This is a genomic window from Aestuariibaculum lutulentum, assembly GCF_032926325.1.
GTDB classification, from domain to species: Bacteria; Bacteroidota; Bacteroidia; order Flavobacteriales; family Flavobacteriaceae; genus Aestuariibaculum; species Aestuariibaculum lutulentum.
This window is the reverse complement of record NZ_CP136709.1, coordinates 3,050,089-3,062,369: the sequence shown is the minus strand read 5'-3', so window position 1 is coordinate 3,062,369 and position 12,281 is coordinate 3,050,089. Positions and strand designations below refer to the sequence as shown.

Here is a 12,281-nt window from a genome sequence, read left to right as displayed (position 1 = left end):
GCTCTCTTAATTAAGATCTCATTATTGCTCCACCATCAACACAAATAGATTGACCAGTTATCCATTCTGATAAGTCAGAAAGAAGAAATGACACTATAGCTCCCATATCTTTAGGTGTTCCTACTCTAGGCGCTGGTATCATTTGTAAAACCATATCCACCAAATGTCCAGAGTTCTGAATTCCACTTTCTGTCAACACTAATCCTGGTGAAACAGCATTACATCTAATTCCTTGTTTACCATATCTTGCAGCAATGTTACGTGTTAAAGCTCCTATTCCCGCTTTGGTAACCGAATATGCGACTTTATCGTGCATACCTGCATAAACAGCATCTGATATAGTATTTACGATTGAACCACCTCCTGAAGCAATAATATGAGGTATGGCATATTTTGAAGTTAACAGATATCCGGTTAAATTAATATCAAGATTCTTTTGCCAAATCTCTAAGTTTATATCCACCGGATCTGTATCCTTAGCAACTTCATCCGGAGCTATATTGGCAGCAACATTAAAAAGACCATTAATTTGACCATACTTATCAATAGCCAAATCTACAAGAGCCTTAACATCGTCTTCTTTTGAAATATCCATTTGTATTGCTACACCATCACCTCCGGCTTCCTGTACTACCTTTACGCATCTTAATGCATTTTCATTGATAATATCACCAACAACTATTTTTGCTCCGTATGATCCTAAAAGTTTAGCAGTCCCATCTGAGATTCCTCCTGCACCTGCAATTACAATAACTTTATCTTTTAATCCTTCCATTTTATATTTAGTTTATTTAAAATCATTTATAGCAGTAATTAAAAAGCAAAAGCCAGTTTAACTACTTTGATTAAACCAAATATAAATAAAGACTATAGGAGAAATGTTTTACTAATTATGCCCATACCAAAAATACGTTCCATATTCTTGGCTAGAGAGAACGCATTTTATAGGACACTGAAAGACAATGTATTACACAAAGAAAACAACACTGTTTTTTAAAAAAACTTTTAAAATTTCCAGGTAATTTAAGAGTGCTTTTTCTTATATTCTGTTGGTGTCATTCCTGTATACTTCTTGAAAAATATATTAAACGCCGTTTTAGAATTAAAACCACTCTCAAATGCAATACCAACAAAAGATAAGGAGTCATATTTTGGTGATACAATCATTTCCATTGCAAGCTTAACTCTATACTCGTTTACGAATGTGTAGAAATTTTTCTGAATATTTTCGTTTAATACCTGGGTGATATGATGCTTTGGTATGTCTGTCGCTTCTGACAATGCCGCAACATTCAATTCGTTATTCTTCCAGGCCTCAGAATGATCCATATAATCAATAAGTCTTAGAGCATATTGCTCTGCCTTCTTAGGTGATAATCCAGACTTCGTATATCTTTTTGACTCAGATTCATCGCCCTTTTTCAAAAAGTTCAATTTAGGAGAACGAATATTTGTTGCTAACTGATTTTGTTTAAAGCCCCAAAAGCTAATAATATAAACAAACAAAAGTAATGCTCCACTTCTAAAGGCTTCTATATGAGGCATTGCTGCTCCTAGATAATATTTTGTACTGATGTAAATAATATAATTGTATATCACCAAAAATGAAACAATTATAAATATCAACCAGTTCAAACTATTCTTGTAGGATTGGAAAGAGAAATAATTCTTAATCTTTCTTCTATAATTAATGATAAAAATTAAAGCTAAAAGACAATACACCCAAATATATAATTTGAAAACATACCCTACCTCATTAGGTGAATTGATATTGTTTAACTCCTCCTTAAATTCTTCTATCCCTTGAGTAAGTGATGGAACAAAATATATTAGAACAACGCAACCAACTAATAGAGGCACAAAATGCAAATAATCAATACGTTGAAACGTCGAATAATCTGAAACGACATATTTTGTATAGATATATAAAAAAATAGGAAAAGATGTAGACAATGTTAATGATATTGGCCAAAAATCCTGAGTTGCTTCGTAATGTAACTTCACAACATTAAGAGCAAACATTCCTCCAATTGCTAAAAGCCAAAAACCCAATATCCGATTAGCTATATTTCTAGGTTTTTTAAAATAAATAATAAATGCAGAAAATAAAGATTGTGCTAATCCAATATAAATAAAAGCAATATCCATGAATGTCTTTTGGTCGATAAGATTTCTAACCAAATAAACAAAATATCAATCAATAATAAAAATATAGTTGTTACTAATACCTCCTAAGAAACAGAGAAATTAAGGTATTATCAAAAACTAATGAATAAAAAAACCGTCAAGAATTTATATCCTGACGGTTTCATATTTTTATTTAATATTTATTAAAATTTAAAACTAGCAGTTAAAAAGTAAGCTCTTGGAGGTATACTCTGCGTGTAATAAACCGCATTTGGATTTGCCAATAACTGTTCCCTAGTAAAAGCCTCTGGATTAAGTGATGTTGGATCTGTTCCTGGAGGCATAAAAGCATTTACACCAATTGAATTAAAAATATTATTCATATTGAATTGTAGTCTGAACATTTTAGAAAATTCATAGCCCATTGATAAATCAAATTGATGATATGCTGGTAATTCAAAAGCTTTAATAGTATTAGCCGGTCTGTCTCCAACAAAAGACCAATCAACCGTTGAATAGAATTTTCCTATATTATATGATGGAGAAATTCTAAAATTCAATGTTGAAGCTCCATCATTGCCTTCGGTTAAATCAATTATAACATCATCGGCTTCTCCTGGAGCTCCTGTATCGTAAGTTTGAGCAATTATAGGAGCACGATGTTGATAGGTAAACACACTACGAAGATTGATATTTTTATGTAACGCAACGTTTCCTTCAAGCTCAATACCATAAGCCTCATTTTTATTATAAAGAACTGGTGTATAATAAATATCTCCAGCATCATCTCTACCAATAGATTGTACATAAATGTTATCCAACAAGGTATAGAATGGCGTTAAAAATAAACTATACTTTTCTCGATTCATTTTTATACCTCCCTCTATTTGTTGAACCCTTTGAGGTTTTGGGGCCAATAAACCTTGAGAACCATCAGAATCAATACTTAAAAACTGAGATAAATCTGCTGGTAATTCACCTTGTGAAAAACGTCCGAAAATAGCAAACTCATCAGAAAACTTATAGTTAAGACCAAGTGAATATGAAAATGCCGTGATAGATTCATCGTAGGCAAATGTAGAAGCATCCCCTACTAAATAGTTATCATATAATGTTAATGGATTGCCATCTGTTCCTCCTGTATCAGACTTTGGTCTTGGATATTGAGGAGTAACAATATTCTCACCGTCTACCCAATCTTTCTCATATCTTACACCCCAGTCAAAATTTAAGTCTGGCGTTATTTTCCAATTTTGTCCAAAAAATCCAGCAAGCTGAGTTTGCTTTAGATTAAAAAACGATGTAGGAGCAATAAAACCACTTCCCCCAACGACACCATCAGGATTTGTAAGTTGAAATTCATTACCATATGGATCTAGGTAGCTTATAGTCGTTAAACTTGGTATAGGAGATGTTAATTGAGGAAATGCTATTCCTCCACTAGATGAAAGTCTGTCTACATTTGATGTAGAAAAGTAAGCTCCAGCAGTGAAACTCATATTCTCAAATTCCTTAGTAATCATCAATTGATCGATTACTTCAGAAACATTGTTATCAAAAACGGTTAACGGATTAAACAATAATGAATTAGGAGCATATTCTCCTGCAAGCTCTCCACTTACATGGTCAAAAGAAAGCCCTGTTGCACTGGCACTAAATCTAACCTGCATTAATTCTTGTCCTGAAGCCTGATCTCTGAAAATTACATTACCAAATGGCGTCACATTTAGTCCTTGATTATCAAACAAACCTAAAGAACCATATAGTACAGCAGCTCCACTTCCTGGAATTACCTGACCAGTAGTTGCTATAGGAGTTGGTATAGAGGTTTGATTCCAGTTACTTCCCTTATCTGAATACCTGAAATTATTTTTAAAATTCCAACCATTATCTAACTCATAATCTAGGTTAGCTCCAACTGAAAAGTCGGTAGAATGAATCAAATCTTCAGAATCAAAAGTACTATAAACACCTGACTGATTTTGTTCATATCTTGATATAACAGAAGGTATTAAAACAGAACTCGTTTGAGTAACCCCAGGTGCCATTCTAGGATTATCAAAATCAACTGTTGGTAAAAACTCAAAAGAGGAGTTTCTATCATTTAAATACTTCGCATAAACTTTTAAACCTCCATTATTAAATGGCATATATAAATTAGCCTTTAATTGACCACCTTTATTCATTTCATAACCCGGGTATCTTGCACCATCTGCTTCTCTCCAAAATCCTCCTATGTTATAAGTTATGGATCCTCCTTTTACCAAAGGCCCTCCTACATTTATATCAGTTCTATAGTATGGATTTTTTCCATCTCCTTCCAGACCAAATTTTGCCTGAACTTCTGCTCCGAATTCATGACCTCCAACTTTAGAAACATAATTATATATACCACCTGGAGCATTATTTCCTAAAATAGATGCTGTTCCACCTCTTACTGCTTCAAGTTTTGATAAGGTAATATCTGATCTTAAAAAGTAATCAGGTCCATAGTTATTATACTTTGCACTTGTTACAGGCAAACCATCTTCCTGGACAGAAACATAAAAATAGCCTCCCAATCCTCTAGATACAATAGTATTTTTAATTTCACCTGCCGAAGAGTTTACATAAACACCTGGTACGTTTTTTAATAAATCTGTTGCACTAACAGGCACCTGACGTTCAATTAATCCTTCCTTAAGTACCGAAATTGCTACAGAAGACTCCATAGCTGTTCTTTTATCAAAAACTCCGGTTATTATAACTTCATCAAGAGTTTCATTACTTTCTTTTAAAACAATATTTAGCTTTCCTGTTCCTGTAACAGAAACCTCTTGCTTCTGATATCCAATATAGGATACCACTAAAGTTACTTTACCTTCTGGAACATCTAAGAAAAACTCACCATCAAAATCAGTCATTGTTCCTGTGGTTGTTCCTTTAACTAATACACTCGCACCTGGCAGTGGCATACCAGATTCATCTACAACCTTTCCTTTTATACTTTTCTGTATTAATTTTAAATTCTCAGATTTATTTAAATCCTTTACATTAATATTATTTTCAATCGCTTCAGAACTCATCGAAACGGAAAACAAAACAATGGATGTACACAAGTACCTTTTAAAAGTGTTTTTAAAACATTCACTTAAATAGTTCATAATTCTTATTCTTTAGTTATTAATTGGTTTTTGTTAATCAAATTGGTATTGCTAAATGTATAAAACAACTTCTTTCAAACTATTCGGATAATTTAGCATACACTACAAATACGTTCCTATTTTATAACAACAATTGTTCATCTAATGTAGGGCCTTGTCAATCAACCAATTACAGCTGATTAGAAAAACCTCTTCAGCTACGTATTTTTAAATTTGATACTAGTAAAAACCATAAACCATTCTTTTAATCTGGATTTCCAAATGCCTATTATTTTCGATATACTGTCTTCTCTTTTATTCCTTATCATTTAAAAACTCTTTGAAAGATAATTTATATAAAATTGAAACAAAAAGGGTCAATTTTCATTTAAAAAAATAAAAATTGACCACTTAAATAAACTCAACAAACATTCTATTTTTTTTAATAGACTACAATTCCTTCCATCTATTTCTAAGAAACCAAGCAGCTAATTTAGGTCTTCTATCTCTTGTAAATACACCTTTAAGATTATACCCCCCAAACCGGATTAAACCTTGGCTTGTTTTAAAATCAGCTAAGTTCCAAACATGCATTCCGGTTACAAAATCCTTTTCATCTGCCACGTCTAAATACGCCTTAATAAACTCCTTTTGATATTCTTCGGTGAACATTTCTGGATTTACCGCATGCAATCCGGCCTGAGCATCAGCTCCAAACTCAGTAATCATACATGGCTTTTTAAATTTTCTATGTAATCTATCCAGTTCCTTACTTATAGCATTCGCACCTGTCTTAATATCTCCTGGCGAACTGTACCACCCCCAATACCTATTAATAGCTATAACATCGGTAAGATTAAACCAATCTACAGGGCCAAACATCACTCCAACATACATGACAAGTCTAGTAGCATCCAATGATCTAACTTGTTTAAATAATTTTTCAAACTCTTCATATGCCATTTTTTTATCATTATCTTCTGTATAACCCATTTGGCCTAATTGAGCTTTATCATTTGGTTCATTTGCAACACACCACATAATTATAGAAGGATGGTTTTTGTCTCGGTAAATCATCTCGGTGATATACCTCTTCATCGCGCGTTGTCTTTTTTCCATCGATTCAGGGTCACCTAAAAAATAAAGTCCAACTCCCGGTGTTTCTCCTATAACTAAAAACCCCTCTCTATCTGCCATATTATAGTTTTCTTCATCATAAGGGTAATGCGTTGTTCTAAAAGAATTAGCTCCTGTCCATTTCATCAATTCAAAATCCTTAACTATCAAAGAGTTTGAGCTTGATCTTCCTAAGACTGGAAAATCTTCATGTCTTCCAAAACCTTTTAAAAAAACGGGCTCATCATTTAATAAAATACTTTTTTCGTTTACACTTACCTTTCTAACTCCTGCTTTAAGCTCATATATATCTACTGGATTTCTTTTGTCGCCTAGTGTTACTTTTACCGTGTAGAGAAATGGATCTTTTGGCCCCCATAATCTCACATTGGGTACTTCTACCTTTACAACTCCTTGATTTTCTATAAATTTTATAGAACTTTCTATAACCTTTTCTCCCCCATAGACATAAACATTCCCTGTTTTATAACTTCCAATTTTCTCAACATTTATATCTATCACTCCCACATATTCGTTATAATCTGTTTTAACAGTAATATCTCTGATAAATGATTTAGGAACGGAGAACAACTCGACAGACCTATTAAGTCCTGAGTAAGGGAAAAAGTCATAGTTTGATGCAGGTAAGGTCTCAAACGATCCTCCTTTCACATTACCTGTTGGAACTCTTTCAGGTGACAATTGATTTTCAACCTGTATTATTATTTTATTTTTTTTATCCCAATTTATATAACCGGAGATATCGAATGCAAAAGGCACATGGCAACCTTCATGGTATCCCACAGAAATTCCGTTTATCCAAATATTAGCCGTGTAAGTTGCATCATTAACTCTTAAAAACACTTTTTGATCTTTCCAGTTTGAAGGAACATAAGTTTCGGTTTCATACCAAACCCAATCTAAGTAATCCCGCATATCATCAAACTGCTCATTCCAACTGCCAGGTACAGCAATAGATCTGGTTTTAGTTAAGCCATTATACCATTGTTCTTTAACTCCAATATTTAAAGAATCCTTTTTAAACTTCCAGATTCCTGAAAGATCCAAAACGTTACGCTTTGTATTTTGTATTGGAGATAAGGCTATATCTTTTGGGTCACTAAGATTATCGTTTTGAGAATTTAGCAAAGAAGAAAATGCTAAAAACAGTAATAGAATAGAATGTTTCATAAGGGTAGATTAAAAAATATTAGACATAAAAATCCCTACCTAAGATTTATACATTCTTAAGTACAAATTTTGTAATAGTAAAAACTGTGAAATATAATTTACTCTACAACACGTTCGCCCTTAGCATCGAACATATCCATTAGAGAACCAGTAATAACATTATCTTTAACTTTTTCTAACTGAAGATATACATTATAGCCACCTGCTAACCAATAAACTTTAAGCTCATTGTCTTTAATTTCTATTTTATCTGCTTTAACAGGATTCGGTCCAGAGCCATCAGTTTGAACGCTCCCCACGTATTTGTCATCTATTTTTTTAATTTCTAAATTCATAATAACATCTCCATTTGGAGTTCCATCAACCTGCACCTTCCATTTACCAATAAAATAGTCATTAGAATTTATATCATTTTCAATAAGAACTAAATTTACATCAACTGGATATTGACTTATATTTGAAGCAAAAGTATTGAATGTTAACAGTGTAAAAATACTTGAGATAATAATTGGTAATTTTTTCATAATTAAATAGTTAAGTTGGTGAAAATTTTTATTTAACTCTCAAAAAAACAGATTCAGTTTCGGAGTCAAATTAAATTTAATTAAATCTTGACAATATCTAGTTTTTCTAAAATGGCTCAATTCTAAAAAGCGTACATGTTTTTTAGCAATAATGTTCATGTATTCTAGGACACTGAATAACAAACACTTAAAACACCCCTAAACATAATCAAACAGAACTACGATCAATAAAAACAAAAGGGTTTTTTCTTCTACCTTTTTTATTATTAAGAATCATATTTGCCGCCGACTCCCCCATTTTTACAAAATTTGTAGATATCACCGCGATATTTAATAATCGCTTGAATGGTGTTTCATTGTACGATATAACCCCTACATTCTCTCCTAAATTTAATTCTTTATTTGCAGAAATACAATCCAATAAACTAACTAAATGATCATCAGTAATAGTGATAAACAAATTACCAGGTTCTATAATCTCACTTTCATCCACTTTGTTTATAATTTTAAAATCAAATGAAAACTCATTACAAAATTTTATAAAACCGTTACATATCTTGTTTAGGTAAGGATAAGTTTCACCCTTTGATATTATTAAATTGATTTTGTTATACTTTTTAATTTTATTAGACCCTTCCTTTAGTGACCTATATATGTCATTTTCAAAATCTTGATAAATCTCAATAATATCTCCATCAATATTCATGTCATTGTTATCCAGTAATATAATTTTATTAGATGGAATACTGTTTATCAATTTGGTGGACTCACTTTTAATACTTGCCTCCTCAGGACTAAGTATTTTAAAATGAGGCATAATCACATAATAGTCGTATTTGTTTAAATTTTTATCTATTAAACTTAAAAATAAAGATTCATTGCAATGATAAACTTCAAAATCTGTATGATAATCATCTCCTATTCTATTGATAAAAGCGTCGTAAACTTTTAATTTATAAGGACTCAACTTATTAATCAAGAATAAAACACTAGCCTTAGAAACAAGTTCATTTGTATTTATAAAAGAACCTAGGCCCTTTTTACCAACAATAATACTTTTTGACTTTAAAACCTTATAAGCCTTTTCTACAGTATCTCTTGACACATTATACTGCTTACTAAAAACATTAATTGAAGGAAGTTTTGTATCATTTTTAATGTTTCCTCTAGCTATATTATCAGTAATACAATTCGCTATTTGTAAATAAAGTGGTGTTTTATTCTCCGTGTTAAAATTTAAGTCCTTAAGTAGATTCATAGTAGAAATTTTAAGGGGTTATAATTAAGCCAAACTCTTACTGATTCCGAATTCCAACCCTCGAAGTTCGGCTAAACCTCTTAGCCTTCCTATTCCTGAATAACCAGGGTTGGTTCGTTTGTTTAAATCATCAAGCATTTGATGTCCATGATCAGGCCTCATAGGTATTAATGCATCCTTTATTCCCAAAGCTTTTCGTCTATACTCTTCAAGAACAACAGCTTTTACAACTCGAAACATATCTACATCGCCTTCTAAATGATTAGCTTCGTAAAAATTACCCTTCTCATCACGTTGCGTACTACGGAGGTGAAGGAAATGAACACGGTCTGCAAATCGATTAAAAATTTTAACCAAGTCATTATCTGCTCTTACTCCTAATGATCCTGTACAGAATGTGATACCATTTGATCTATCCGGCACTTCCGTGAAAAGATGAGCGTAATCCTCTTCAGTGCTAACAACACGTGGTAATCCTAATATTGGATATGGTGGATCATCCGGATGAATACACATTAACACCTCATTTTTTGAAGCCACTGGAATAATCTCTTTTAAGAACGACACCAAATTCTCTCTTAATTTTTGAGCATCGATATCTTTATATGTATCTAAAATGGTTTGAAATTGCTCTAAAGTATAACCTTCCTCTGCTCCTGGTAAACCTGCAATAATATTTTTAACCAAAGTTTCCTTTTGATCATCAGACAAGGTATCTAAATAGGCTTTAGCTTCGACTTGCTGTTCTTTAGAATACTTTGCTTCTGCTCCAGGTCGTTTTAATAAATACAACTCAAAGGCAGCAAATGCATTAACGTCAAAACGCAGTGCTCTTGACCCGTCCGCTACTTCAAATTCTAAATCCGTCCTTGTCCAATCTAAAACTGGCATAAAATTGTAGCATACGATAGTAATGCCACAACTTGCTAAATTTTCAATACTGGTCTTATAATTCTCAATATAAGTTTGAAAATTCCCGGAACGTGTTTTTATGTTTTCATGTACCGGAATACTTTCTACAACACTCCAGGTTAACCCAGCATTTTCAATAAGTTCTTTTCGTTTGTTTATTTCTTCAACTGTCCAAACCTCTCCATTTGAAATGTGATGCAGTGCAGACACAATTCCTGTTGCTCCCGCTTGTTTTATATCTGATAACGACACCGGATCTTTCGGTCCGTACCAACGCCATGTTTGTTCCATTTTCTATTTTCCTTTTTAATTAAACTCCACTATAAGCACTAAATCCCCCATCGATTGGAATTACAACTCCAGTTACAAAGGATGATTTCTCATCACATAAATACATTGTAGTACTAATTAAATCCTCAGGTTCTCCGTAACGTTCCATTGGTGTTTGATTAATTATTTGTTGTCCCCTTTGAGTTAAACTACCATCTTCATTTGTTAGTAAAGTTCTGTTTTGATCAGTTAGAAAAAAACCAGGAGCTAATGCATTTACTCTAACCCCTACTTTAGCTAAATGAACCGCAAGCCACTGTGTGAAGTTTGAAACTGCCGCTTTAGCTCCACTATAAGCAGGTATCTTTGTCAATGGAGTAAAAGCATTCATAGACGAAATATTTAATATACTACACCCTTTCTTTCCTATCATATCTTTAGCGAAAATCTGTGTTGGTAATAATGTTCCGATAAAATTTAAATTAAAAACGAATTTAATTCCCTCTGGATCTAAATCGAAAAACGTTTTAAACCCTTCTGTTGTATTTTCCAAATCCTCAATATTTAGATATGGATTTGAAGTCGTTCCTAAAGGGTGATTTCCACCTGCTCCATTGACTAAAATGTCACATGATCCAAATGTTTTATTCACTTCTTCTTTTGCCTTTTTTAACGACTCTTCATTCAAAACATCGGCCATCACCCCTATAGCATCACCTCCTTTTGACTTTATCATATTAGCCACTTCTTCGGCTGCATCTAGTTTTAAATCTAAAACAGCAACTTTATGTCCTTCTTCTGCAAATGCCATTGCTATTGTGCTACATAACACCCCTCCGGCTCCAGTCACTACAACTACTTTACTCATTATTAGTTTATTTATGGTTAGTTAATTATTGATTAAAATCCTTGATTTATCATCCAATCTTTAAAAAGAGTTGTCCAAATATCAGATGACTTATTTTGTTTGTTTACTGAAAATCCATGGCCTCCATCATAAAAACAATGCATTTCTATCGATTTTCCAGCATCTCTCCATTTCTCGTATAGTCTTGGGTTTCCATTAGCAATAACATCGTCTGAAGCCCAGGCTAAAAACATGGGTGGCGCATCATCCGGAATATCATTTCCTAAAATTGCTCCACAATAAGCATAAATAGGCACTACAAAATCTGGGCGAGTTACAGAATCATAATTTTGAGCTACAGAACTTACAATCGTTCCTCCTGCCGAATATCCTATTATTCCAATTTTGTTTGGATCAACGTTATAATCATCACAATGATTCCTAACATACTTTATAGCCTCTAAACCATCAGTAACTGCTAGTTTTACATAAGGCGTAAATATCGAATCTCTTTGGGTTTGATTTGCTATATTCAATTCTGGATTAGGAAATGGCATTAATCGATATTTTAAGATAACAGCTGTAATTCCATTCTCTAAACACCATTTGGCAGTCGCAGTACCTTCTGTTTGATAAGCTAAACCTTGAAATCCGCCTCCAGGACATATAATCAGAGCTGTTCCTGTAGATTTAGTTGGCTCTGGCTTATATACAGTAATCGTAGGAACAGAGACATTTCTAATAGTAACAATTTCACCATTTTCATCTAATCTAGCACTTTCTTTTAAGGTAAATATTTCCGAACCTGGTGGAATCGAATCTTTATAAAGAGGAATCACTTCTTGACTATTTCCAATCAGACAGCTAAATATTAATATAGCAGTCCAAATTCTTAAATCAATAATTATCTTCAT

Annotated in this window: 9 protein-coding genes; all 9 read right to left on the bottom strand. The window is 32.8% G+C overall.

Annotated elements, in window-relative coordinates:
- Positions 1 to 10: 10 nt before the first annotated feature.
- Positions 11 to 775 (bottom strand): SDR family NAD(P)-dependent oxidoreductase, encoded by a 765-nt coding sequence (locus R1X58_RS13110; protein ID WP_240574421.1) that lies wholly within the window; start codon positions 773 to 775, stop codon positions 11 to 13.
- A gap of 248 nt (positions 776 to 1,023) precedes the next feature.
- Positions 1,024 to 2,148 carry an AraC family transcriptional regulator gene (locus tag R1X58_RS13105; RefSeq protein ID WP_240574424.1) on the bottom strand — a complete coding sequence of 375 codons (1,125 nt, stop codon included), beginning with the start codon at positions 2,146 to 2,148 and terminating at the stop codon, positions 1,024 to 1,026.
- Between the two features lie 182 nt (positions 2,149 to 2,330).
- Positions 2,331 to 5,270 carry a TonB-dependent receptor gene (locus R1X58_RS13100; protein ID WP_240574427.1) on the bottom strand — a complete coding sequence of 980 codons (2,940 nt, stop codon included), beginning with the start codon at positions 5,268 to 5,270 and terminating at the stop codon, positions 2,331 to 2,333.
- 429 nt (positions 5,271 to 5,699) lie between these two features.
- The gene (gene uidA, locus R1X58_RS13095) at positions 5,700 to 7,556 is read right to left on the bottom strand and encodes a beta-glucuronidase (RefSeq protein ID WP_240574430.1); all 1,857 of its coding nucleotides are present in this window, start codon (positions 7,554 to 7,556) and stop codon (positions 5,700 to 5,702) included.
- Between the two features lie 98 nt (positions 7,557 to 7,654).
- A complete protein-coding gene (locus R1X58_RS13090) occupies positions 7,655 to 8,080 on the bottom strand; it encodes a hypothetical protein (protein ID WP_240574432.1) in 426 nt (141 codons plus the stop codon).
- A 208-nt stretch (positions 8,081 to 8,288) separates the two neighbouring features.
- Positions 8,289 to 9,338 carry a GntR family transcriptional regulator gene (locus R1X58_RS13085; protein ID WP_240574451.1) on the bottom strand — a complete coding sequence of 350 codons (1,050 nt, stop codon included), beginning with the start codon at positions 9,336 to 9,338 and terminating at the stop codon, positions 8,289 to 8,291.
- A gap of 24 nt (positions 9,339 to 9,362) precedes the next feature.
- The gene (uxuA, locus tag R1X58_RS13080; protein ID WP_240574459.1) at positions 9,363 to 10,541 is read right to left on the bottom strand and encodes a mannonate dehydratase; all 1,179 of its coding nucleotides are present in this window, start codon (positions 10,539 to 10,541) and stop codon (positions 9,363 to 9,365) included.
- Between the two features lie 19 nt (positions 10,542 to 10,560).
- The gene (locus tag R1X58_RS13075; RefSeq protein ID WP_240574461.1) at positions 10,561 to 11,388 is read right to left on the bottom strand and encodes an SDR family oxidoreductase; all 828 of its coding nucleotides are present in this window, start codon (positions 11,386 to 11,388) and stop codon (positions 10,561 to 10,563) included.
- A gap of 32 nt (positions 11,389 to 11,420) precedes the next feature.
- Positions 11,421 to 12,281: an alpha/beta hydrolase gene (locus R1X58_RS13070; protein ID WP_255802933.1), complete on the bottom strand. Its 861-nt coding sequence runs from the start codon at positions 12,279 to 12,281 to the stop codon at positions 11,421 to 11,423.

Excerpts from the sequence above, each read along its gene's own strand:
- R1X58_RS13110 (WP_240574421.1), bottom strand. The coding sequence starts at position 775 with ATGGAAGGATTAAAAGATAAAGTTATTGTAATTGCAGGTGCAGGAGGA.
- R1X58_RS13105 (WP_240574424.1), bottom strand. The coding sequence starts at position 2,148 with ATGGATATTGCTTTTATTTATATTGGATTAGCACAATCTTTATTTTCT.
- R1X58_RS13100 (WP_240574427.1), bottom strand. The coding sequence starts at position 5,270 with ATGAACTATTTAAGTGAATGTTTTAAAAACACTTTTAAAAGGTACTTG.
- uidA (WP_240574430.1), bottom strand. The coding sequence starts at position 7,556 with ATGAAACATTCTATTCTATTACTGTTTTTAGCATTTTCTTCTTTGCTA.
- R1X58_RS13090 (WP_240574432.1), bottom strand. The coding sequence starts at position 8,080 with ATGAAAAAATTACCAATTATTATCTCAAGTATTTTTACACTGTTAACA.
- R1X58_RS13085 (WP_240574451.1), bottom strand. The coding sequence starts at position 9,338 with ATGAATCTACTTAAGGACTTAAATTTTAACACGGAGAATAAAACACCA.
- uxuA (WP_240574459.1), bottom strand. The coding sequence starts at position 10,541 with ATGGAACAAACATGGCGTTGGTACGGACCGAAAGATCCGGTGTCGTTA.
- R1X58_RS13075 (WP_240574461.1), bottom strand. The coding sequence starts at position 11,388 with ATGAGTAAAGTAGTTGTAGTGACTGGAGCCGGAGGGGTGTTATGTAGC.
- R1X58_RS13070 (WP_255802933.1), bottom strand. The coding sequence starts at position 12,281 with ATGAAGATAATTATTGATTTAAGAATTTGGACTGCTATATTAATATTT.